Below are 23,914 nucleotides of genomic sequence, written 5' to 3' on the forward strand. Positions count from 1 at the left end.
CATATCAATCCTGCTGTTTAGTATTTCCTACACTTATTAAGTGTAGGAAAATACATAAATAGATTAACTAAAAATAATTATATATATATGAAACAAACAATTTTATTAGCCATTAGGATTTAAAAGGTCATTATAAATTCTATTTTTTATTAGCTTTCTTTATTCGTATGATGTGTTGTTTGTAACTTAGAACTTATTCGTTGTATAATTTCTTTTTTTATTTCGATTGGAATTGAGATATTTTCTAAGGAGAACTCCATAAGGTCTATACCATAAACTGCCATATCAGCTCTAATACACCTTGGTATTAACTGAAATTTTTACAAAAAATAACCTTATGAATATATTTTTAGTAGTAAAAGTTTATTTTTTTTTATAACTTTGTCCAAACTAATTAAAAAAAGAAGAATGATGAAAAGAATAGCTTTTGTGCTTGGTTTTTTATTTGTCCACGTGGCTTTTAGTCAAATATTACTTTTAGAAAGTGAAGTAAAACTCCAAAAATTCGGAAAAGAAGAATTTTACAAAGATTTAGACGGAAAAATGCTCAATGGGTATTACAAAATAGCCGATGAAAAAGGAGCTTACATAGACACACATTTCAAAAATGGAAAATTAGACGGCGAAGTCAAACGATATGATCGTGACGGATTACTCGTTTCGGTTGTGTTTATGAAAGAAGGAATTAAAGACGGAAAATACACCAGTTATAATCGCAAAGGAGAAATCATTACCGAAGGTGCTTACTCAAATGGTGAATTGGACGGAAAATGGTCGTATTTTCATTCTGGAGATGTCATCAAAGAAATTGCATATTACAAAAATGGAAAACCCGATAAGAAATGGGAGTTCTACAACCTCAAAGGAGAACTCTACGAAGTGCAAAATTATGTAAACGGAAAAGCAGAAGGCAAATGGTGGAGTGTATATAACTTACGAGGACAAAAAATAACCCGAATAAAATATTATAAAAATGGCGAACCTGTCGGCAAATGGCAAGAAAAATATGATGATGGAAGAATAAAAGAAGAAAAAGAATACACCTCGTCTGATAGTTACATCGAAAGGGAATATTACGATAACGGAAAACTCGAAAGTGCAATCGCTTACAAAGACGAAAAAGTAGTTTCGAGAGAAACATTTTACAAAAATGGGAATAAAAAGTATATTGCAACATATGTAAATGGAAAAATAAACGGAAAAGTTCAAAGTTTTCACGAAAATGGTAAAAAAGAAAGAATTTCAAACTACAAAGAGGGAGAATACGATGGAAAACAAGAGTATTTTGATGAAAATGGAGAAATAATTCGCTCTGAAAATTATACAAACGGAAAGAGAAATGGCGTTTTCTGGGAAAAAGAATACAACGGCAATGTGATTACCCGTACTTACAAAAACGAAGAATTATCAGGAAAAACTGAATGCAAAAATGCAGATGGAAAACTCCTTTGGGAAATAATGTATGACGGATATGACACTTACATTCGCAAAGATTATTTCCCCAACGGAAAACTCGAAAGAGTGGAACAACGCAAAAAAAGAAACTATGAAGGGGAACAATTACGCTACAATTCCAACGGAATTCTCACTTCCAAAGAAATTTACAAAAACGGAACTTTAGAATTCAAAGAAAGTTATTATGACAATGGAAACAAACGTGATACCTATTCATTCAGACTTGGTGAACAAGAGGGACTTTTTCAAAAATACACCGATTTGGGTATAAAAATAGAAGAGGGAAGCTATAAAAATGACTATAAAGATGGAGTTTGGAAGAAATATAACAACAAAACGGGCGATTTAGAAACTGAAACTACCTATCAAAACAGCGTAAAAAATGGATTGTTCAGAGAATATAACAAAGCAAACCGGGTAGGAGTGGAAGGCAACTATAAAAATAACGAAAAAGATGGCACTTGGAAAATATATGATTTAGCTGGTAAACTTTCCAAAGAAATTCAATATAATTTAGGACGGGAAATCTCTTCGAAAGAATATAAATAAAAGAAAATTATATATAACAACTCAATAGAAAATAGTATAATGAAATTTATATCTTTTAAATCAGGTGTAGAATTCGGTTTTTAATATGTTCCTTAATTTCAAGTGTTTTAGAAGTAGCAAAAATATCAACAAAAGTCGTATTTGTAGGTTTTGATGATCAAATTTCACATAAAATCATTTGTAGCTAAACATTTGTACAAACAAAAGAAATTATACCTATTGTATCTGCTTACAAAATTTTGTAAATATTTCATTATTCTGAAAATAGAATTTGAAAAGGCTTAAAATTTGTTATCAGAATAAAAAATTTATTCTTTGAAAAGTTGTAATATTCGTAGGGCTTTATCAATCGAAGTAATTTCATCAAAAGTTAGTAATAATCGCAGTCCGTTACGAGTTTGCTTTTCGGTCATTCGGCACTTGTCAGCATTGCGTTGTACGAAAGTTAATACCTTCTGAAAAGCTACACTTTGATAAAATTTGCTTTGTTGGTCAGAGATGAAATATCCAACCATTTTCTCTGATTTTAGGATAATTCGTTCTATTCCCATTTCGGTAGCAATCCATTTTAATCGAACGGAATTTAGCAAATCTTTGCCCGAAGTAGGTAAGTTCCCAAATCGGTCAATAAGATTGAGTTCGTATTGATGTAAATCAGCTTCGTTCGTGATATTACTCAACTGGCTGTATAGATTGAGTCGCTCAGCGATATTATTGATATAATCATCGGGGAATAAAAGTTCGAAATCACTATCTAATTGAGTATCATTAAGATACGATTTTACTTCATTTTCCGTATGATAAAGCGCAGCGAATTCGTTATCTTTGAGTTCAAATATAGCTTCTTGTAATATTTTTTGATAGGTATCAAAGCCGATATCGTTAATAAAACCGCTTTGTTCTCCACCCAATAGGTCGCCAGCTCCTCTGATTTCCAAATCTTTCATAGCAATATTAAATCCGCTTCCGAGGTCTGTGAATTGAGCAATTGCCTCAATACGCTTCCGAGCATCATCGGTCATTGTAGCGTAAGGGGGCGTTATAAAATAACAAAAAGCTTTTTTGTTGCTTCGTCCAACACGGCCACGCATTTGGTGCAAGTCTGAAAGTCCAAAATTTTGCGCATTGTGTATGAAAATTGTATTAGCATTGGGCACATCTAAACCACTTTCGATAATAGTTGTTGATACTAGAACGTCAAAATCTCCATTCATAAACGAAAGCATAATTTCTTCTAACTTCTTACCTTCAAGCTGTCCGTGTCCTACACCAATTTTCACATTTGGGACAAGACGTTGTATCATTCCTGCTACTTCGCGGATATTCTCAACTCGATTGTGTATAAAAAATACCTGCCCACCTCGTTGTATTTCGTATGAAATAGCATCACGGATTACTTCTTCGTTAAATGGAATTACCTGACTTTCAATCGGGTAACGATTAGCTGGAGGCGTAGTTATTACTGACAAATCACGTGCTGCCATTAGACTAAATTGGAGTGTGCGTGGAATAGGAGTAGCGGTAAGAGTTAGTACGTCTAAGTTTTCTTTAAGCGTTTTGAGTTTGTCTTTTACTCCTACACCAAATTTTTGTTCTTCATCGACAATTAAAAGACCTAAATCTTTGTAAATTACATTTTCATTTACAATTTGATGTGTTCCAATCAGAATATCAACCAAGCCACTCGCTACAGCGTTTAATATTTCTTTTTTCTCTTTGGCTGTTCGGAATCGATTTAAGTATTCGATACGAACAGGAAAACCTTTCATTCGCTCTGAAAAAGTTTTGTAATGTTGGAAAGCCAAAATAGTTGTAGGAACAAGTACAGCCACTTGTTTGCTATTATCTACAGCCTTGAACGCAGCTCGCACAGCCACTTCTGTTTTACCAAATCCTACATCACCACATACTAATCTATCCATTGGGCGATTGCTTTCCATATCCATTTTTACTTCGATAGTTGCCTTGTTTTGATCGGGTGTATCTTCATATAAGAAAGATGCTTCCAATTCTTTTTGCATATACGAGTCGGGAGCAAAGGCGTATCCTTGGGCTTCTTTTCTTTTTGCATAAAGTTTGATAAGGTTAAAAGCTATTTCCTTAACTCGTGCCTTGGTTTTTTGTTTGAGAGCTTTCCAAGCATTGCTTCCGAGTTTGTATATTTTGGGAGGTTTTCCGTCTTTTCCGTTGTATTTGGTTATTTTGTGCAATGAATGAATACTTACGTAGAGAATATCTCTATCTCCGTAAATAAGTTTGATAGCTTCTTGTTTTTTGCCTTCTATATCAATTTTTTGCAAGCCTGCAAATTTGCCAATGCCGTGGTCTATATGAGTTACGTAGTCGCCTATTTCGAGCTGATTAAGCTCTTTCAGAGTAATGGATTGTTTTTTGGCATACCCATTGCGAATAGAAAACTTGTGATAGCGCTCCAATATCTGATGGTCTGTATAGCAGTTTATTTTGGTAAGTGTGTCGGAAAAACCAAGATAAAAAGGCATTACCCGCATTTGACAAGGAACATCTTGGTGCAATTCTGCGAAAATATCTTCAAATCGCTTAGCTTGTTGTTCGCTTACACATAGAATATAGTTTGTATATCCTTCTGCAAATTTTTCTTTCAGGTGAGAAATCAGCAGTTCAAATCTTTTATTGAACGAAGGCTGCGGTCGCATACCAAAGTCGATATACTCTTGGGTTGTTTGTCTAGCAAGCGAACTGATTTTCACAACATATAAACCATTTAGCTGACGAAAAATTTCTTGACTATCGCAGAATAATTCTTGCGGAGGAATATGCTTAATCGTTCCTGACAAAGAGGCGTAATATTCGGACGCTTTCTCAAACAATCGGTCTATTTTACTGGCAAAAAGGTCAAAATCTTTGGCAAAAACAAGCGTATTTTCTGGTAAAGAGTTTATAAAAGATTCCCGCTGTTCTTGCAGGGTTTTGTTTTCAACATTTGGGATAATATTTATTTGTTTTATTTTGGAAATGGATAATTGATTTTCAACATCAAATGTACGAATACTATCAACTTCTTCTCCGAAAAATTCAATCCGATAGGGCATATCATTGGAAAAAGAAAAAACATCGACAATACCGCCTCGTACTGAAAATTCGCCCGGTTCTGTAACGAAATCAACTCGGTTGAATTGATATTCAAACAAAGTTTCATTCAAAAAATCAAGTGATAGTGTATCGCCTACTTTAACAGAAAGTGTGTTTTTCTCCAATTCTTTTTTTGTAATTACTTTCTCAAAAAGAGCTTCGGTATAGGTAACGATAATTGGCGTTTTTTCAGAGCTGGTAAGTCGGCTAAGAACCTCGGCTCGCAACAATACATTTGCATTGTCTGTTTCTTCTATCTGATAAGGTCTTCGATAACTACTGGGGAAGAAAAGAACAGCTTCTTGGTCTATGATTTGCTCCAAATCATTCAAAAAATAGGCAGCTTCTTCCTTATCGTTACAAACAAAAAATATAGGTCGCAAATGCTTTTTATAAACATCTGCCAGCAGTATAGAAATACCCGAACCGATTATTCCCGTAATGGAACACTCTTTACCACGAGTAATATTTTCTTGTAATTGTTTTGTAGAATGACTTTCTGATAACGACTTAAAAAGAATTTCCAAAATAAAAAAATTATGAATTGTTTATTGTTAAAAATTGTTCATATACTTCACGATAACTAACGATTCGGTCTTTGAAGTACTCGATAAGTTTGGTTTTTTGTTCTGGGGAAGCTCCCAATTGATTGATAATATTGACCAAGTGCATTTTCATATGACCTTGTTGTATTCCCGAAGTAACAAGAGCGCTGAGAGCAGCAAAATTCTGGGCTAAACCTACCGAAGCAACTATTTGCATCAGTTGTTTAGCATTGGGATTGTTCAATATTCGAAGGGCTGTTTTTACCATTGGGTGCAGTTGGGTAAGTCCGCCGATAGTTCCCAAAGCAAGAGGCACTTCAATACCGAAGTGAAACAAATCGTTTTCTATATAAGCATACGTAAGACTTTTGTATTGTCCGCTTCGGCAGGCATAGGCATGCAAAGCAGCCTCTACAGCTCGAAAATCATTGCCTGTGGCAATAATAACAGCATCTATTCCGTTCATTACTCCTTTGTTATGCGTAACGGCTCGATACGTGTCAATATTGGCAATATCAACAGCTTTTATAAGTTTTTGAGTAAAAACTTTACCACTGATATTTCCGTAATTCATCTTATCAATAGAACAAACCACTTGGGAGCGAACCAAGCAATTTGGAACATAATTAGACAAAATACACATTAGTATTTCAATATTTCCGCTGAGTTTCCAGTGTGTGGCTTCTCGTTCTATAGTTTTTGCCATTTGTTCCAAGCACGAATTGATAAAATTTGCCCCCATTGCATCAAGAGTTTCAAAAGTAGCAAAAACTTGGTAATATCCTGTTAATTGATGTGTTTTGTCTTGAAGTTCAATGGAGCAAATACCACCTCCTCTTTTCTGCATGTTAGAGGTAATATGTTGTGTGTCAGGGAGTAAAATTGGTTTTATTTGATTGAAAAAATTTTGAAAATCATCAGAATTCCCATCAAAAAACAAATGTATTTGCCCTATCTTCTCAGTAGAAACAACTTCACTACGAAAACCTCCTCGCTCTGCCCAATATTTAGCTGCTTTACTCACTCCTGCTACAACCGAACTCTCTTCTACAACCATAGGAATTGTGTAGAATTGGTCATTGATACAAAAATTAGGAGCAACTCCCAAAGGTAAATAATAATTAGCTACTGTATTTTCGATAAATTCGTCATGAAGTTGTTGCAAAGTAGCGTCTGCATTATCATATTTGCCAAAAATATCTTCGTACTGAAAATCATTTAGATAGTTTTTTTCAAGCCATCTGCGTTTTTGTTCTTTGCTGAATTTTGAAAATCCGTTAATCATTTTGTTAGAATTTTAATTATATTTCTGTAAAAGAAAAATCAGAATTGTATGAATCTATCAGTTGGGTTAATGAAATAAAATCTTGTACCGAAAGTTGCTCGGGGCGTTTGTCGAAAACAGATTCAAGTTTTAGTGTTTCTTTGTCCGTAAGGAATGATTTTAAGCTATTGCGAAGCGTTTTTCTCCGTTGATTAAAAGCAGTTTTCACTACTGAAAAAAATAATTTTTCACAACAAGGGAGTTTATAATTGGCTTTACGTACAAGTTTTATAACACCACTTTTTACTTTGGGAGGTGGAGAAAATACGTGTTCTGAGACAGAAAAAAGATACGAAGCATCGTAAAATGCTTGAACTAAAACTGATAGAATCCCATAGGTTTTTGAACCTTCTTTCTCACAAATACGTTCGGCTACTTCTTTTTGAAACATTCCTGCAAATTCTGGCACATAATCCCGCATTTCTAACAATCGAAACACAATTTGAGAAGAAATATTATACGGAAAATTACCAATAATAGCAAAGGGTTTCTGCTCAAAAAAGCGAACCAAATCGTATTTTAAAAAATCGCGTGGAATGATACGCTGCTGTAACTCAGGAAAATGTGTATTGAGGTACGATACAGACTCATCATCAATTTCAATCACAAAGATTTTTGTCTTTTTTTTGAGTAAAAATTGTGTCAAAACACCCATTCCAGCTCCAATTTCCAATACCTGTTCATACCCGTGTAGGCTCAACGTATCGGCTATATTTTGAGCAATATTCAGGTCGGTCAGAAAGTGTTGTCCTAAGTGTTTTTTGGCACGAACTTTATTATTCATTATCGTTGAGTTCTTTTTGCATAATTGTTTCAACAAGATGTAATTCAGTAGAAAAAGTCAAAACCTTTTCAGCAAATTGTATATAAAGCAGTCTGAGAAAGTTATTTTCGTCTTTTTCTTGGAATTCTTTTATTATTTCGGTATCAGGAGTTTCTAATTGCAAGCTGTATGTGTTGTATTCGGCATCATCTGTTTTTACCCAAATAAGTCGGGCTTTGTCAAATTTTCCTTTTTTGACAACGTGTGGGATAAAATCATTGAAAATCCAGTTTTTCCAACGATTTTGTAAAGATTTTTCAATCGTATAAGTAATATTATAATAAAACATAGGTATCAATTTTCAGATTAAAAAGGATAGTTTATTCCGATATTTATTACATAGTCAGACAGATTAAAATCACGTATCCAACGGCTTCCCATATTTTTACTTGGGTCATAAGTTTTTACACCTAAGTCTAACCGAAGTACAAAATAATTAAAATCATATCGAATACCTAATCCTGTACTAATAGCAATATCTTGAATATCAGACAATTTGTCAAATTGCCACTCTGTATCTTTTGTTTGGTCAAATACGTTCCAAATATTGCCTGCATCAACAAAAAAAGCTCCTTTGAGCGCTCCCATTATTGGAAAACGATATTCTAAATTGGTTGTAAATTTGAAATTAGCTTCGTTATAATCTAAAAAAGATTTGCTACTTCCTGGTCCTAATGAATATGCACGCCAGCCTCTGTTATCGTTAGAACCTCCTGCAAAGTAACTTCGCGAGAAAGGAATATTTTTTCCGTTACCATATGGAATTGCTATCCCGGCAAAGGTTCTAAATGCCAGCATACTTTGTTCGCCAACAGGCCAATGTTTTATGTACTCCATTTCAGTTTTTATGTATTGAGCATACGTTACCCCGAAAAATTGTCGTTGCCCCTCATTATCAGTTTCTGTATTGAGAACTTTGGAGAATAATTGAGGAAGGTTTCCAGCGGTTTCCAATTTTACACGAAATTGCTTAAAGTTAGGATCGTAATAGCGAATAGAATTATTAAAAATATACGTAAAACTTGTTGCCATAATCAAATCATTGCGAGTAAGTCTGACATAGCGTTCCGCTACATTAAAAATTTGTAAATATTCTTCGTTTGTAAGTGTTATTTTTCTATCAGACACATCTTTAAGAAAATTTACAACTCCTGTATCTATATCAAGATTATTATTGGCATCCATATATGGACTTCCTAAATTATAATTTTTAGCTATTTGATTTAGGTGTTCGTAGGAACTTCGGTAGGCTCGAAAAAAATTTTGTGGGTTTTTATTTTTAACAAATTCAATATCAAGAAGTTCTAAAATAGCGTGATTTTTTAAAGTAGGATTCCAAGAATAACGCAAAATACCTTGCAGTTTATTTCTGTCTAAACCAATGTTTTTTTGGTCAGTTAAGCTGAATTGTACTGTGGTTTGTGGAGTCATTGAATGTGGAATAATTTTGTCGGTATTCAAGAAAAACCAAGTTCTTGGAATGATAAGTCGCAAATCGCCTCCATACTCCAAAACATTGAAAAAGCGAGTATCATCTTGTATATTGGCTTGCGAACCAATCGTTCCACGAAAACCTATTTCTAACATTTCTGCTCCACGAAATAAATTTCTGGCTTGTACAGAAGCACTTCCTCCGATACCAAATGTTTGAATATCGGAGTGTGTCAGTTCAGTATTAAGATTGGTTGAATATCGAGAAAGAGGAGTCAGATACACATTGGCATCAAGTGTGCGTTGTAGCGAATCGGTTGGACTATATATGTACTGAATAGTTGGGTATTTGAACGTACGTAAGTTACTGATTTGCCGATATGTAGAAGCTCTATCTTCATCTCGATATACATTACCCGAGCGCAAAGCTATGGCGTTGTAGAGCATTTTGCGTCGAAAATGCAATTTGCCTTGATAATGAATTGTCAGGTCTTTATATTGAATTGTGTCATATTTTACATTTTCATTAGAAAAACCAGAATCGGTAAATAAGTTTATCTTTCCTATTTTATGAATTGTATAGGGTTTTTGTTGTGGAGTTTCGCCACTTCGGTCTGTATATTGTCCTATTTCGGTACGAACATTTATTCCTTGGTCATCATTTTCAACAAGCGTATCGCGTTCTATTTCAAAATTGATAGCACTTTGTTGAAAATTATAAAAACCTTGATTGCGAAAAAGAGTATTTAAGCGTTCTCTCTCTTTGGCAAACTTCGTTAGCGAATATTGTTGCCCTTTTTTAATAATCTGTTTACCAATATGTGCTTGATATACAGAATCAAGTTCAGGAGAGGTAATTCTACTAAGTAGCGAATCAATAAAATAAGGCTTGCCCGTTTCTACCCGATACGTAACAAGGGCTTGCTGTTTTTTATTTGCAATAGCCGAAATTTCGTACTCAGAAGTTGCATTAAAATATCCATTACTTCGATAATAAGCCCTCAGTGTATTGGTTGTTTTGTTGGTTTGAGCTGTGTCTAAGATAACAGGTGCCTCACCAATATCTTTGAACATTCGGTCTTTTCCTGAAACCAAAAAAGATTTCCCCAAGCGATTTACTTGTTTTTCAGAAAGAATTTTCTTCAATGTATTATGAGTCTTTGGATGCTTTTCGAGCCACACCCAATAGTCTTGTTCTGGATTTTCTTTCGCCCAATTATAGATAAATAATCCCAAAGGAATACCCAGCAAACGACCATTTGGTTTTTGCAATATATAATCAGAAGCATTGGTATCTTTGGGCTTTTTGTTGTTTTCTAACAATGTATTTTTCCGTAAAAGATACTGATTTTCGGGTACTTTTTTTACAGAATTACATGAAAAAACACTAAAAAAAACAAATAGTATTCCTATTTTTGCACTAAATTTTTTCACTTGAAATAAGTAAGCATAATTTTTTCGGTTCAAAATTACAAATTTTATTATGTTAAGCAAAAATCAGCGACAAATAATTCAAAAATTACAGCAAAAAAAATTCCGAATGCAACAGAAAAGTTTTGTTGTAGAAGGCAAAAAAAATATTTCAGAATTTTTACAATCGTCATTCGTATTAGAAAAACTTTTCTGCACGCAATCTTTTTGGTCAGAAGTTCCCTCACACAAAATATGTTATATTACACCCAATGAACTACGTTCTATTAGTACTTTGACCAATCCAGATCAAGGTGTAGCTATCTTTCAAATACCGCCACAAAAAGCACCTATCTATACGGAATTTACATTGGTTTTAGACGATATACGCGACCCAGGCAATTTAGGAACAATTATTCGCTTGTGCGATTGGTTCAATGTAACACAAATTGTATGTAGTGAGCAATCTGTGGATTGTTATAATCCAAAAGTAGTACAAGCAACTATGGGTTCATTGGCACGAGTATCAATTATTTATACTCAGTTAGAGCAATTTTTACAAAAATCGCCTCTACCTATCTACGCAAGTTTGCTTAATGGTACAAATGTCTATAAAGCTAAGCTTTCTGAAAAAGCCATTTTGGTTTTGGGCAATGAAGCTAATGGGATTTCTCCTACCATTCAGGCTCTTTGCCAACATCAAATAACCATACCTCAATTTGGAAAACAAACTGCGGAAAGTCTTAATGTTGCTACGGCTTCGGCTATACTCCTTAGCGAATTTTGTCGTGGAATATAGTATCTTAGTAATCAAAAGAAAAAATCTACTTTTTGAGTAGATTTTTCGCTTAAAAAAACTTAAGTAAATATAAACACAACTATTGTGATGAAAGCATGTTTTTTGGATCAAGTATTTGGTCAAGTTTTTCTTTTGAAAGTAAATTATGTTCTAAAACCAAATCATATACTGATTTACCTGTTTCTAATGCTTCTTTGGCTATTTTGGTACTATTTTTGTATCCAATATGTGGATTTAAAGCTGTAACGATTCCAATGCTATTTTTTACCATATTCAGGCATACTTCTTTGTTGGCAGTTATACCTACAATACATTTTTCACGAAGTGTATCCAAAGCTCTTTCCATAAAAACAATAGATTCAATAATAGACTGACACAGAACAGGTTCCATAACATTGAGCTGTAACTGTCCTGCTTCGGCAGCAAAAGTAACAGTAAGGTCATTACCAATTACTTTATAACAGACTTGATTGACTACTTCTGGAATTACAGGGTTTACTTTACCTGGCATTATAGAAGAACCTGGTTGCATTGGTGGTAAATTAATTTCATTCAAGCCAGCACGAGGGCCAGATGAAAGTAAACGTAAATCATTACAAATCTTAGAAAGTTTTACTGCCATACGCTTCAATGCAGATGAGTAAATTACATATGAACCAGTATCAGGTGTTGCCTCGACTAAGTTTGTTGCTGGAACAAAATCTTCTCCTGTGATTTTTGCTAATTTTTCAGCACAAATTTTTGGAAAATTAGCAGGAGCATTGAGCCCTGTTCCGATAGCAGTACCTCCCATATTTATTTCTAAAAATAATTTGGAAAGATTATTCAATCGAGCAATTTCTTCTTCCAAAGTAGCAGCAAAGGCTTCAAATTCTTGTCCAAGTGTCATCGGAACAGCATCTTGAAGTTGAGTACGCCCCATTTTTATTACATCGGCAAACTCTTTTCCTTTGGCACGAAAAGCATCAATAAGAAGCTGCAAATGTGCTACCAAAGAGCTATTCATTCTAATAATAGCAAGTTTAATTGTCGTTGGATAAGCATCATTTGTTGATTGAGATTGATTAATGTGATCATTCGGTGAGCAATATTGGTAATCTCCACGTTCGTATCCCATAATTTCCAATGCACGATTGGCAATAACTTCGTTAGCGTTCATATTAACCGAAGTTCCAGCACCTCCTTGTATCATATCAACAGGAAATTGGTCATGTAATTTTCCATCAATAATTTCTTGACAGACCTTAGAAATAGGTTCTAATAATTGTGAAGGAAGTAAACCAAACTCATAATTGGTTTGAGCGGCAGCAAGTTTTACAAAAGCAATTGCTTTGACAAACTCAGGGAAATCTCCCATTTTACTTCCTGTTATATGGAAATTGTCAATAGCACGCTGTGTTTGTACTCCATAATACGCATTTTTGGGAACTTGTAGGTCTCCCAAAAGATCTGATTCAATTCTATAATTACTCATAATTTCTCTTTTTTGTTAAAATTAAACATCGTATAAAAACAGAGCTAAGATACGTCATTTTTTCCGATAAAAAAACTATTTAACTTAAAAATTATTTCAATGTTAAAATGAAAAATTTTAAATAGTTAAATATCAGTGTTTTAAATAATTTATTTAGAAAATGTATGATATATAGTAATTTTTGGAATGGTTTTTGCTGTTAAGAATAATAAGTAATATAGTTTCTTTTTAGCAAGCATGAAAAATTTTTTGAAAATTTCTCTTTTGGTTACTATTTTTTGGTCATGTAATGAAATGAAAGAAAAATATTTGCCTCAGTCTAATGGGCAAATAAATTCTTTAGCTATCGTTATTGATAATCAGTTGTGGAATGGAGCTATTGGAGATTCGCTTCGGTATTATTTTGCACAACCTTTAGAAGGAATTCCAGGTTCTTATGAACCTATTTTTTCCTTGCATCAGATACCACCCAGCATATTCAAAGGAAATACCCGCAATAGTCGAAATATTCTGATTGTTGATACAGAATCTCAAAATCGGGTAGATATTCGTGATACACTATATGCCAAACCTCAGAAAGTAGCTTTTATTATCGGACAAACTACCGATGATATTGTAGAACAAATACGAGTTTATTCATCAAAAATAATTAAAGCTTTCAAAGAGAATGAAGTACGTGAAAGCCAGTTAAGGTTTAAAAATTCACTCAATAAAACAGATGAAATAGTTAATAAATTGGGGATAAAACTAATGATTCCTTCGGTTTATTCAGTTGTTAAGCAAGAGAATAATTTTTTCTGGATAGAACGGCGTATAAAAGGAGGTACTTCAAATATTATTATTTACGAAATGCCTTTGGGAAGTATTCCCTCAGAATATATTGCTCGTAGCGAATCTATTGTGAGAATGCGTGATTCGATAGGTCAAAAATATATTCCTGGACGTGAAGAAGGTATGTATATGATAACTGGAAAAGCTTTTGCTCCAAGCACTTACGAATTAAAAATAAAAAATCGTTTCGCTATTGAGAGTCGAGGTCTTTGGGAAATGAAAGATTTTCTACTCGGAGGTCCTTTTGTTAATTACATTATTGAAGATACTAAAAATCAGCGATATATAGTAGCAGAAGGATTTGTTTCTGCTCCTGGTTTTGCTAAGCGAGATTATCTTTTTGAACTAGAATCTATTATTAAATCAATAGAATTTGTCAAATAGTTTTTATATTATCAGAAGATAAAGAAAAAAGAAAACTACACCTAAGCTCATATAAATTGTCGTTTTTATTTTATTCCTGGATAGCTCATATATTCAGGAATTTTTTTATGCTTTATATCAAATTATTTGGTGTTGTTTTAAAAATGCAATAGCTTGTTTTTCAGAATAATAGATTGATTTATCAACAAAAGCTACATGCCCACCAAATTTGGGTGTTTCTAGGTAAAGCATCGGATTTTTTTGGGCTTGTTCATACGGATAACAGCTCTCGGAAAGAAAACTATCATTTTGTGCATTCAAAATATAGGTTGGAATTGATATATTGCCTAAGTGATTTATGGAACTACATTGTAAGTAATAATCATCAGCATTTGCAAAACCATGTGCTTTGGTAGTATAAACGGTGTCAAAATCATAAAGCGTTTTAATTTTTTTGATTTCTTCCAAAGAAAGCAAATCGGGGTATTTTTCTAATTTTTGATACAATTTTTTGATTAAAGAATGTTTGAAATACGTTGAGTAAATTAGATTTCGAGTAGAAATAAGTCTATCGCAACATCCTTTAAGGTCGCAAGGAGCAGAAATGGCAATAATAGCTCGTATTTGCTGGGGAATATTGGTTGTTCCAGCATAAAATAAAGAAAGATTAGCTCCTAGGCTAAATCCGTGAAGAATAATGTTTTTATATGATTTTTTCTCTAAAACAAAATCAATAACTGCTTGCAAATCGGCTGTAGCTCCTGAATGATATGTTTTAAAACTACTATTTGGCTCTCCACTACATCCTCTGTAATTTACACAACAAGCATCAATATTTTGTACTAAATAGGATTTTGCCGCTCCCAATATGTACGGACGCTTTGCAGAACCTTCCAATCCATGCAAAAGTATAACGACTGTGTCTGTTGATTTCATCCCATATATCCAATCCAAATCTAAGAAATCACTATCGGGTAAGGTTAGGCGTTCTCGCTGCTGAACAAGCCCGTCTACTTTGCGAAATTTACTTGCATATATTGATGAAATATCCATTGATTTAAGCCATAAAGCAGGATTGTATGAAGAAGAAATATTAGGCATTTTTACGAAATTAAAGTGCAAAGTTATAAAATTTATTAACTCTTTGCAGAAGATATAAACAGTATTTGAAATAGTTTTTGTAACTTTGGCGAGCTTTGTTTATATTACTTTTTTGTAAAAATGAGAAAAATAATTTATCAACTTGCGGAAATAGAACAAGTTGCACAACAAATATTGCCTTTGATACAAAGCAAAATTATTCTTTTGCAAGGCAGTATGGGTATGGGCAAAACAACACTTGTCAAGGCTTTGGTAAAGGCCTTAAAAATTGATGATGTGGTAAGTAGTCCAACATTTAGCCTTGTAAATGAATACCGAAACTCTACCAGTGTTATTTTTCATTTCGATTTTTACCGAATAAAAAACGAACAAGAGGCTTTGGATATGGGCATAGAAGAATATATATATTCAGGGAATTGGTGCTTTATAGAATGGTCTGAAAACATAGCATCTCTTCTCCCCGAGAATGTTACTGAAATAATTATTACTCCGATTGACTCGTACACTCGAAGTTTGACCATAATCAATCCAGTAAATTCTTAGTAACAATAATACTTTTTTATTTCTTCTGAAAAATACTACTATAAATTGAGCTATCAGGTATTTTTGATATCATTATTTTAATTCTGATGGAATTTTACAAATAGGGATAGGAATCATTTTGTGCCGATTTATTTTATTAAGTCGCTGATAAATAGTAAGTACCTCTTTTTTTCTACCTGAATAGTCTTCAGGATTATTGCCTTTTTCAGTTTCAAGCATAGCCCATTCGAATTCATCATACGTAGCTCCGAGTTGGTCTTCATCACTTCGGTCATCACCAAAAAGCCCATCAGTAGGTTTTGCCTTGCGAATATCTACTGAAATACCCAAAACTTCTGCAAGTTCATATACTTCACTTTTCATTAAATCAGCAATAGGGCTAATATCAACACCTCCATCGCCGTATTTAGTGAAAAACCCTACACCAAAATCCTCAATTTTATTACCTGTTCCCACAACGATAAAGCCTTGTAAACCAGCAAAGTAGTATAAAGTTGTCATTCTAAGACGAGCTCGTGTATTGGCAAGTGCTAGTTGATTGTCATTGTGCGGAGGTATTTGTTTGGTAAATTGGTCAAAAACAGAAGTTAAATCAATACATAGAGAACTTACATTTGTGTATTTTTTTTCTAAAAAAGCAATATGATTTTTTGCTCTATCTACTTGATTTTGAGCTTGGTGTATAGGAAGTTCAATACAAAGAGTAGGCAATGTGGTTTCTGCACAAAGTGTTGATACTACAGCCGAATCGACTCCTCCTGAAATTCCGATAACAAATCCTTTAACGTGGGTTATTTCTGCGTAATTTTTCAGCCAAGCGACTATATGATTTTTTACTTTTTCAACCTTCATATTTTTGTTTTTATTATTTGTGAAGGCAAAAGTAATTATTTTTGTGGAAAATGTATTTATTTTTTATCAAATTTTCTTTATAGAAGATAGATTAAAAATTTGTTGTAAAAGAAAAAGGCTAATAACTTTTGTCATTAGCCTTTTTTATTAAAGATGTTTTAAATTTGCTTATTACATCATTCCGGGCATTCCTCCACCCATTGGAGGCATTGGAGGCGTTTCAGTTTTAATATCAACTAAAGCGCACTCAGTAGTAAGTATCATTCCTGCAACTGATGCTGCATTTTCAAGAGCTACACGCGTAACTTTTTTCGGGTCAATGATACCTGCTCGGAACATATCTACAAATGTACCTGTTTTGGCATTAAATCCGAACGAACTTTTGCTATCCAAAATTTTGGAAACCACTACAGAACCTTCACCACCTGCATTTTCTACGATAGTACGAATAGGAGCCTCTAAGGACCGAGCTACGATTTGAAGTCCTGTAAATTCATCAGAATTTATTGTTTTTACCTTTGATAGTGCTGATTTGGCTCTAATAAGAGCTACACCACCACCTGCTACAATACCTTCTTCAACGGCAGCACGAGTAGCGTGAAGAGCGTCATCTACACGATCTTTTTTCTCTTTCATTTCTACTTCAGAAGCAGCACCTACATAAAGAACAGCAACTCCTCCTGCCAATTTAGCCAAACGTTCTTGTAGTTTTTCTTTGTCATAATCAGAAGTTGTTGTTTCTATTTGTGCTTTTATTTGTCCAACACGAGCTTTAATATTGTCTGAATTTCCAGCACCATTTACAATGGTAGTGTTATCTTTGTCAATAGTTACTCGTTCAGCGCGACCAAGCATATCAATAGTTGCATTCTCTAAAGTAAATCCTCGTTCTTCAGCAATAACAGTTCCTCCTGTCAAAATGGCAATATCTTCAAGCATTGCTTTTCTTCTATCACCAAAACCAGGAGCTTTTACCGCTGCAATACGCAATGCCCCACGCAATTTATTTACTACCAAAGTTGCCAATGCTTCACCATCAATATCTTCTGCGATAATAAGAAGTGATTTCCCTGATTGAGCCACAGGTTCCAGAATAGGAAGTAAATCTTTCATAGTTGAAATCTTCTTATCGTATAACAAAATAAAAGGATTTTCTAATTCTGAAATCATTTTGTCAGAATTGGTAACAAAGTAAGGTGACAAATATCCTCTATCAAATTGCATTCCCTCTACAACATCTACATAAGTATCAGTTCCTTTGGCTTCTTCAACAGTGATAACGCCTTCTTTGCCTACTTTTTTGAAAGCACGTGCAATCAATTCGCCGATAGCATCGTCGTTATTGGCAGAAATAGCCGCAACTTGTTGTATTTTTTCAGAAGAATCACCGATTTCTTTGGATTGTTTAGCAAGGTCATCAACGATGGCTTTTACTGCTTTGTCAATTCCTCTTTTCAAATCCATTGGGTTAGCTCCCGAAGCGACGTTTTTAAGTCCTTCTTTTACGATAGCTTGTGCCAAAACGGTTGCAGTTGTTGTTCCATCACCAGCTAAATCGTTGGTTTTAGATGCAACTTCTTTTACCATTTGTGCTCCCATATTTTCAAGAGCATCTTCCAATTCAATTTCCTTAGCTACGGTAACTCCGTCTTTGGTAACAGTAGGAGCACCAAATGATTTGCTAATAATTACATTACGCCCTTTGGGACCAAGCGTTACTTTTACAGCGTTAGCCAAAGCATCAATACCTCTTTTTAGTCCATCGCGCGCTTCAATATCAAATTTTATATCTTTTGCCATTGTTTAAAATTATTTTGTGCAGAAATTACTGCGTTAATACATTTTTTAATATTTTATGATACTTATGGATTACACGATAGCAAGTACATCACTCTCTCGCATAATCAAATATGTTTTTCCGTCTTCTTTGATTTCAGTTCCAGCATATTTTCCGTAAAGGACAACATTTCCAACTTTAAGAGTTATAGGATTTTCCTTAGTTCCAGGTCCCACAGCAACAACAGTTCCTTTTTGAGGTTTTTCTTGTGCTGTATCGGGAATGATAATACCCGAAGCCGTAGTGGTTTCAGCGGGAGCAGGCTCTATAAGTACTCTATCCGCTAAGGGTTTTAATTGTACGCTCATATTTCTTATTTTTTTTAAATTAAATTATACGAATCTTCATTAGCATAAAGTATGCCATTAAGCAAAATATTGACAATTTGTCAGTTTTGTTTTGTTTTTGTCATAAAAAGGAGCAAATCATAAGCCGGATTCTGTTCCTTATTTTTAATTATAAAGGTGCTTATCATTTATCTTGATTTGCAATTACTTGCAAACTCTAACCGCCTACCCTCCGACATTGAGCGAGCCACTCTTATGCGCCGGTTTACATAGCGTTGCACCACATAGAGTTTACCTGATTTCACTACAACCGTATTGTACTTGCTTTCTGTTGCACTTGTCCTCGTCTTGCGACGGACGGGAATTACCCGCTATGTTGCTCTTTGGTGTCCAGACTTTCCTCTATAAAATAGCGATAAGCTGATTTGCTCCGAGGGCAAAGATATAAAAAAATTATCTTTTAAAATGAAAAATTTTTATAAACTTATGTGTATATCAATAAAAATTTGTATTGTTGTAGACAAAATATGTTTTTCAAAACCAACTAGATGTGTTAAAATTAGTTAAAAATTTACTTTTTCGTATTGCCGTAGCTATTATATTAGGAATTGTTATTGGGATATATTGTCCAGAATGGATAAATCGTATATTATTAACATTCAATAAGTTATTCGGTAGTTTCTTAGGGTTTTCAATTCCGCTTATTATTTTAGGACTTGTAATGCCTGCTATTTCGGAATTAGGCAAAAGTGCAGGCAAGCTTCTCTTTATTACTATTGTTATTGCTTATGGTTCTATACTCTTTTCAGGATTTTCAACTTACTTCATTACCAATGAAGTATTTCCTTCGCTTCTTTTAGGAGAAAATTTAGGTTCAGTAGGCAATATTTCAAAGGAATTGAAACCCTATTTCACGATTGAAATACAACCAATACTTGGAGTAATGAGTGCTTTGGTTTTGGCTTTTATGATTGGAATAGAACTTTCTTTTAAAAAAAAATTCTACTTTGGGCGAAGTTATTATAGATTTTCGAGAAATTATTGTTTTAGTTATTGAAAAAATTCTTATCCCACTTTTACCATTATACATTTTAAGTATTTTTGCTGAAATTGCTTTCAATGGGCAAGTGTCTTCGGTTCTTTCTGTTTTTATCAAAATAATAGGAATTATTTTTGTTTTGCACATTGCTTTACTGATTTTTCAATATCTGATAGCGGGGTTTATTTCCAGAAAAAATCCGTTTAAAGCTATGGCAACAATGTTTCCTGCGTATGTTACGGCATTGGGTACACAATCATCATCAGCTACTATTCCGATAACATTGCAACAAACCTTAAATAATGGAGTTTCGGTGCGTATTGCAGGGTTTGTAATTCCTTTATGTGCAACGATACATCTGTCTGGGAGTACGATGAAAATTACCGCTTGCGCTTTAGCTCTGATGATTCTTAATCAAACTCCGTATGATTTTGAACTTTTTGCAGGATTTATAATGATGCTTGGAGTGATAATGGTAGCACAGTGCCAGGGGTTCCAGGAGGAGCTATTATGGTAGCGCTTGGGCTTTTGCAAACGATGCTTGACTTCGATGCCCAACAACAAGGTCTGATGATTGCCCTTTATATAGCAATGGATAGTTTCGGAACAGCTTGCAATGTGATGGGAGATGGAGCTATTGCGATGATTATTGACCGAATAGCAAAAGATGAAGGATAAAAGTTTTTCAGAAAACGTCTACTGATAGATGATTATAAAAAATTATCCTAATACAACATCAAGCGTCATCATTATAAGGAAACCTCCTAAAAAACCAAGTGTGGAAATATCCGTATCTTTGTTTTGTTGAGACTCAGGGATTACTTCTTCAACAACAACATAAATCATTGCACCAGCAGCAAAAGCCAAGGCATAAGGTAATATAGGCGTAAAAAATACTACGGCGAAAGCACCTAAAACACCAGCTATGGGTTCTACTACGGCTGATAATTGTCCGTAAAAGAAGCTTTTGGAACGGCTAAGTCCCAATCGTCTTAAAGGCATAGAAACAGCGATTCCTTCTGGAAAATTTTGCAAACCTATTCCTATAGCAAGCGTTACAGCTCCTGCTATTGATGCCTCTGGAACACCCGCAGCAACACCTCCAAACAGAACTCCTACGGCTAATCCTTCTGGAATATTGTGCAATGTAATAGCCAAAATAAGCAAAGTTGTTTTTTGCCAACGGGAGCTAATTCCCTCAACTTGCTTAAAATTGGCATGAAAGTGAGGTAATACTTTATCTAAGAATAATAAAAATAAAGCACCTAATAAGAACCCCGTCACCGCAGGGATAATTTTCACGAATCCTTCACCATCACTCATATTTATAGCAGGAATAAGTAAACTCCAAATACTTGCAGCAACCATCACACCTCCTGTAAAACCGAGCATTCCGTCCATTATATTTTTGTTCGGATTTACAAAAAAGAATACAAGTGCTGCACCTAAAGCAGTTACTCCCCAAGTAAAAAGTGTGGCGTATAAAGCCGCCAAAATAGGGTTTGTTTGTTCTAAATAATTAATAATCAGTTCCATTTATTTTATTGTTTTTCAGAATAAAAAATAAGAAGTATTGTTTTAGACGAAGATTTTATGTTAAAAAATTATTCTTGACGAGTGTATTGAGCAAAAATATCTTCCAAATCTTGATGTTTATGATTGATTTGCAATATTTTCAGGCTGTTTTGAGTAGCAAAATCGAAAACTACCGAACGCATATCGACATTTGTATCAAAAGTAAGTGTATAAAAAAACTCATAATTATTGACTACTGCTTTTATATTAGGAATTGTTCTCAAAATCTGTTCTTCTACTCGATAATCGAATAAAACTTCAATCGTTTGTTCTTTGTTTTGCAGTTCTGCCATAGGTTTATCTAATACGATATTTCCTTTGTGAAGTATAATTACTCTATCACACATTGCTTGAATTTCTTGCATAATGTGTGATGAGAGCAAAATAGTTTTTTCCTTACCTAAGTTCTTGATTATCTGTCGTATTTCGAGTATTTGATTGGGATCAAGTCCTGTGGTAGGTTCATCTAAAATAAGAATATCAGGATTGTGTAATAGGGCAGAAGCTAATCCAACCCGTTGACGATAGCCTTTGGAGAGTTGGCTTATTTTTTTATGTGATTCTGCAACAAGTTTGGTCAGTTCGATTACCTGTTGTATGCGTTCTTTTTTTACTTTGTAAATATCAGCTGAAAATTGCAAATATTCGCGTACATACATCTCTAAATACAATGGATTGTGTTCAGGCAAATAACCAATATGTCTTTGAGCTTCAATGAGTTGTTTTTCTATGTCAAAATCAAGAATTTGTATTGCCCCATCAGTTGGAAATAACGCACCAGTAAGCATTTTCATTGTGGTTGTTTTTCCTGCGCCATTAGGTCCTAAAAAACCAGTTACTTCACCTTTTTTCAAAGAAAAAGAAATGGAATTAACAGCAGTTTGCTGCCCATATACTTTTGTTAGATTGGTTACCTTGATTGACATGTTATAAAATCAAAGAGTTAGTATCAATATATTATAAAATAAAATCAGTACTGATAAAATTGGAAGCACCTCTTTGTAGCAAATCTTCTAAAATAGCATTGTTTGATGCATTATCTTTTGAAGCTACAAAAGTACGTATTGAGAATGAACGCAACGCATCATGCACACTAAGGGTTCCCACAGCAGAGTCTTTTCTTCCTGTAAAAGGGAATACATCAGGACCTCGTTGGCATTGGCTATTGAGGTTCACTCGACAAACAAGATTAACCAAATTGTCAATCAGAGGAGATAATTCATATACATCTTTACCAAAAAGACTAACTTGTTGTCCGTAGTTAGAGCGCGCCATCTCGTCAATAATTTCGTCAATATTTGCAAAAGTTTTGACAGGTACCACAGGACCAAATTGTTCTTCTTTATACACCCGCATTTGCTCAGTAATAGGGCTTAGTACAGCGGGGAATATAAAGTTTTCAGTACGTTCACCTCCTTTTTGATTTTGTATTTTTGCTCCTTTTAATAGTGCGTCGTCTATCAATGCTTGTATATAATTGGGTTTTTCAACTTCGGGAAGAGGTGTTAGTTTTACATCTTTTTCCCACGGATTGCCAAATTTTAATTCATCTACTTTTTGGGAGAATTTTTGTAGAAAAGTATCTTTGATAGATTCGTGTACGTAAATAATTTTCAGTGCTGTACATCGTTGTCCATTGAATGACAAACTTCCGCTGATACATTCGTTAATGGTTAGTTCCATATCGGCATTGGGCAAAATAATTGCTGGATTTTTGGCTTCTAAGCCCAGTACTAACCGTAAACGATTTTTGTTGGGGTGAGCATCTTGTAGAGCGATTGCTGATTTGCTATTTCCGATGAGTGCCAATACATCAATACGACCTGTTGCCATGATAGGAGAGGCTATTTCGCGACCACGCCCAAAAATCACATTGATAACACCTTTTGGAAAACAATCTCGAAAGGCTTCCAAAAGAGGTGCCATTAACAATACTCCGTATTTGGCAGGTTTATAAATGGCTGTATTACCCATAATAAGAGCTGGAATAAGAAGCGCAAAAGCCTCATTCAGAGGGTAATTGTAAGGACCTAAACAAAGTACTACGCCCAAAGGTCCGCGACGTATATGGGCATATACACCATCACGCTTGATAAACTTAGCTGAATCGTGGTCAAGTTTTTTATATTCTTCTATCGTATCTTGTATGTATTCGATAGTTCGGTCAAATTCTTTGTAAGAATCGGGCAGACTTTTACCAATTTCCCACATCATCAGTTTTACGACTTCTTCACGCTTGGTTTGCATCTGTTTTAAGAATTTTTCCAAAGATAAAATGCGGTCTTTTACCTTCATAGTAGCCCATACTCCTTTTCCTTTATTATAGGCATTGCAAGCGGCTTCGAGAGCTTCGAGAGCTTCTTCTTTGCCCAAATGAGGAACCGTTCCAACTAAGGTAGGTTGATATTCTTTCGTTGATGAAATGGTTGAATATACATTGTCATATGCACCTTTCCACTCTCTGAGTTCGCCATTGACCAAATAGGTAGTTTGATGCAAAGGTTCTATTTGAAATTCTTTTGGAATCATTGTTTTTCGGTTATTTATGTTTTAAATATTTATTCT

General features: G+C 34.3%; 18 protein-coding genes, 1 other RNA gene and 1 pseudogene. 5 read left to right on the top strand and 15 right to left on the bottom strand.

From position 1 onward, the window contains the following. Positions 1-149: 149 nt before the first annotated feature. Entirely contained in the window at positions 150-284 is a 135-nt protein-coding gene (locus OO775_RS01575; RefSeq protein WP_264845260.1) for a hypothetical protein, read from the bottom strand. A 127-nt stretch (positions 285-411) separates the two neighbouring features. Between OO775_RS01575 and OO775_RS01580 the strand changes: the two genes are divergently transcribed. Beyond that, positions 412-2,004: a toxin-antitoxin system YwqK family antitoxin gene (locus tag OO775_RS01580; protein WP_264845261.1), complete on the top strand. Its 1,593-nt coding sequence runs from the start codon at positions 412-414 to the stop codon at positions 2,002-2,004. 308 nt (positions 2,005-2,312) lie between these two features. Here OO775_RS01580 and mfd read toward each other — a convergent pair whose 3' ends face one another. From mfd to tamL, 5 genes are read right to left on the bottom strand one after another with little or no spacing between them, the layout of a single operon-like run. Next, positions 2,313-5,642: a transcription-repair coupling factor gene (mfd, locus tag OO775_RS01585; protein ID WP_373874538.1), complete on the bottom strand. Its 3,330-nt coding sequence runs from the start codon at positions 5,640-5,642 to the stop codon at positions 2,313-2,315. 10 nt (positions 5,643-5,652) lie between these two features. Beyond that, the gene (locus OO775_RS01590; protein ID WP_264845262.1) at positions 5,653-6,945 is read right to left on the bottom strand and encodes a hydroxymethylglutaryl-CoA reductase, degradative; all 1,293 of its coding nucleotides are present in this window, start codon (positions 6,943-6,945) and stop codon (positions 5,653-5,655) included. Positions 6,946-6,961: 16 nt separating this feature from the next. Continuing rightward, entirely contained in the window at positions 6,962-7,768 is an 807-nt protein-coding gene (gene rsmA, locus OO775_RS01595) for a 16S rRNA (adenine(1518)-N(6)/adenine(1519)-N(6))-dimethyltransferase RsmA (protein WP_264845263.1), read from the bottom strand. After that, on the bottom strand, positions 7,761-8,096 hold the full coding sequence (locus tag OO775_RS01600; protein WP_264845264.1) for a DUF4286 family protein: 336 nt from the start codon (positions 8,094-8,096) through the stop codon (positions 7,761-7,763). Before OO775_RS01600 ends, rsmA begins: the two co-directional genes overlap by 8 nt. Positions 8,097-8,113: 17 nt before the next feature. After that, positions 8,114-10,705 carry a translocation and assembly module lipoprotein TamL gene (gene tamL / locus OO775_RS01605; RefSeq protein ID WP_264845265.1) on the bottom strand — a complete coding sequence of 864 codons (2,592 nt, stop codon included), beginning with the start codon at positions 10,703-10,705 and terminating at the stop codon, positions 8,114-8,116. A gap of 16 nt (positions 10,706-10,721) precedes the next feature. Here tamL and OO775_RS01610 point away from each other — a divergent pair, with 16 nt between their 5' ends. After that, a complete protein-coding gene (locus tag OO775_RS01610) occupies positions 10,722-11,447 on the top strand; it encodes an RNA methyltransferase (protein ID WP_264845266.1) in 726 nt (241 codons plus the stop codon). A gap of 79 nt (positions 11,448-11,526) precedes the next feature. On the opposite strand, the gene aspA is transcribed toward OO775_RS01610, so the two are convergent. Further along, entirely contained in the window at positions 11,527-12,921 is a 1,395-nt protein-coding gene (aspA, locus tag OO775_RS01615; RefSeq protein WP_264845267.1) for an aspartate ammonia-lyase, read from the bottom strand. A 237-nt stretch (positions 12,922-13,158) separates the two neighbouring features. Between aspA and OO775_RS01620 the strand changes: the two genes are divergently transcribed. Further along, entirely contained in the window at positions 13,159-14,136 is a 978-nt protein-coding gene (locus tag OO775_RS01620) for a DUF4837 family protein (RefSeq protein ID WP_264845268.1), read from the top strand. 117 nt (positions 14,137-14,253) lie between these two features. On the opposite strand, the gene OO775_RS01625 is transcribed toward OO775_RS01620, so the two are convergent. After that, positions 14,254-15,216 carry a YheT family hydrolase gene (locus OO775_RS01625; protein ID WP_264845269.1) on the bottom strand — a complete coding sequence of 321 codons (963 nt, stop codon included), beginning with the start codon at positions 15,214-15,216 and terminating at the stop codon, positions 14,254-14,256. 120 nt (positions 15,217-15,336) lie between these two features. Here OO775_RS01625 and tsaE point away from each other — a divergent pair, with 120 nt between their 5' ends. Continuing rightward, a complete protein-coding gene (gene tsaE, locus OO775_RS01630) occupies positions 15,337-15,759 on the top strand; it encodes a tRNA (adenosine(37)-N6)-threonylcarbamoyltransferase complex ATPase subunit type 1 TsaE (protein ID WP_264845270.1) in 423 nt (140 codons plus the stop codon). A 72-nt stretch (positions 15,760-15,831) separates the two neighbouring features. Here the strand turns inward: tsaE and nadE are convergent, their stop codons facing one another. The 4 genes from nadE to rnpB form a co-directional block, all read right to left on the bottom strand. Continuing rightward, positions 15,832-16,611 carry an NAD(+) synthase gene (gene nadE, locus OO775_RS01635; RefSeq protein WP_264845271.1) on the bottom strand — a complete coding sequence of 260 codons (780 nt, stop codon included), beginning with the start codon at positions 16,609-16,611 and terminating at the stop codon, positions 15,832-15,834. A 171-nt stretch (positions 16,612-16,782) separates the two neighbouring features. Continuing rightward, positions 16,783-18,411 (bottom strand): chaperonin GroEL, encoded by a 1,629-nt coding sequence (gene groL / locus OO775_RS01640; protein WP_264845272.1) that lies wholly within the window; start codon positions 18,409-18,411, stop codon positions 16,783-16,785. A gap of 69 nt (positions 18,412-18,480) precedes the next feature. Then, complete coding sequence (locus OO775_RS01645; protein ID WP_264845273.1) at positions 18,481-18,756, bottom strand: co-chaperone GroES; 276 nt, start codon at positions 18,754-18,756, stop codon at positions 18,481-18,483. Between the two features lie 105 nt (positions 18,757-18,861). Beyond that, positions 18,862-19,167: RNase P RNA component class A (rnpB, locus tag OO775_RS01650), an RNA gene on the bottom strand. Positions 19,168-19,285: 118 nt separating this feature from the next. Here rnpB and OO775_RS01655 point away from each other — a divergent pair. Beyond that, positions 19,286-20,452: pseudogene (locus OO775_RS01655) on the top strand (dicarboxylate/amino acid:cation symporter). A 42-nt stretch (positions 20,453-20,494) separates the two neighbouring features. Here the strand turns inward: OO775_RS01655 and OO775_RS01660 are convergent. From OO775_RS01660 to OO775_RS01670, 3 genes are all read right to left on the bottom strand, one after another. Next, on the bottom strand, positions 20,495-21,310 hold the full coding sequence (locus OO775_RS01660) for a ZIP family metal transporter (protein ID WP_264845274.1): 816 nt from the start codon (positions 21,308-21,310) through the stop codon (positions 20,495-20,497). 68 nt (positions 21,311-21,378) lie between these two features. Then, on the bottom strand, positions 21,379-22,275 hold the full coding sequence (gldA, locus tag OO775_RS01665; RefSeq protein WP_264845275.1) for a gliding motility-associated ABC transporter ATP-binding subunit GldA: 897 nt from the start codon (positions 22,273-22,275) through the stop codon (positions 21,379-21,381). 31 nt (positions 22,276-22,306) lie between these two features. Continuing rightward, entirely contained in the window at positions 22,307-23,878 is a 1,572-nt protein-coding gene (locus tag OO775_RS01670; protein WP_264845276.1) for an NADP-dependent glyceraldehyde-3-phosphate dehydrogenase, read from the bottom strand. Positions 23,879-23,914 lie beyond the last annotated feature (36 nt).

Origin of the sequence: Capnocytophaga catalasegens, assembly GCF_026005215.1 — a bacterium.
Classification (GTDB): domain Bacteria; phylum Bacteroidota; class Bacteroidia; order Flavobacteriales; family Flavobacteriaceae; genus Capnocytophaga; species Capnocytophaga catalasegens.

Coding starts and splice junctions, on each gene's coding strand:
- rsmA (WP_264845263.1), bottom strand. CDS start 7,768: ATGAATAATAAAGTTCGTGCCAAAAAACACTTAGGACAACACTTTCTG.
- OO775_RS01625 (WP_264845269.1), bottom strand. CDS start 15,216: ATGCCTAATATTTCTTCTTCATACAATCCTGCTTTATGGCTTAAATCA.
- OO775_RS01645 (WP_264845273.1), bottom strand. CDS start 18,756: ATGAGCGTACAATTAAAACCCTTAGCGGATAGAGTACTTATAGAGCCT.
- OO775_RS01575 (WP_264845260.1), bottom strand. CDS start 284: ATGGCAGTTTATGGTATAGACCTTATGGAGTTCTCCTTAGAAAATATC.
- OO775_RS01580 (WP_264845261.1), top strand. CDS start 412: ATGAAAAGAATAGCTTTTGTGCTTGGTTTTTTATTTGTCCACGTGGCT.
- OO775_RS01610 (WP_264845266.1), top strand. CDS start 10,722: ATGTTAAGCAAAAATCAGCGACAAATAATTCAAAAATTACAGCAAAAA.
- OO775_RS01590 (WP_264845262.1), bottom strand. CDS start 6,945: ATGATTAACGGATTTTCAAAATTCAGCAAAGAACAAAAACGCAGATGG.
- groL (WP_264845272.1), bottom strand. CDS start 18,411: ATGGCAAAAGATATAAAATTTGATATTGAAGCGCGCGATGGACTAAAA.
- tsaE (WP_264845270.1), top strand. CDS start 15,337: ATGAGAAAAATAATTTATCAACTTGCGGAAATAGAACAAGTTGCACAA.
- OO775_RS01670 (WP_264845276.1), bottom strand. CDS start 23,878: ATGATTCCAAAAGAATTTCAAATAGAACCTTTGCATCAAACTACCTAT.
- OO775_RS01660 (WP_264845274.1), bottom strand. CDS start 21,310: ATGGAACTGATTATTAATTATTTAGAACAAACAAACCCTATTTTGGCG.
- OO775_RS01600 (WP_264845264.1), bottom strand. CDS start 8,096: ATGTTTTATTATAATATTACTTATACGATTGAAAAATCTTTACAAAAT.
- aspA (WP_264845267.1), bottom strand. CDS start 12,921: ATGAGTAATTATAGAATTGAATCAGATCTTTTGGGAGACCTACAAGTT.
- gldA (WP_264845275.1), bottom strand. CDS start 22,275: ATGTCAATCAAGGTAACCAATCTAACAAAAGTATATGGGCAGCAAACT.
- OO775_RS01620 (WP_264845268.1), top strand. CDS start 13,159: ATGAAAAATTTTTTGAAAATTTCTCTTTTGGTTACTATTTTTTGGTCA.
- nadE (WP_264845271.1), bottom strand. CDS start 16,611: ATGAAGGTTGAAAAAGTAAAAAATCATATAGTCGCTTGGCTGAAAAAT.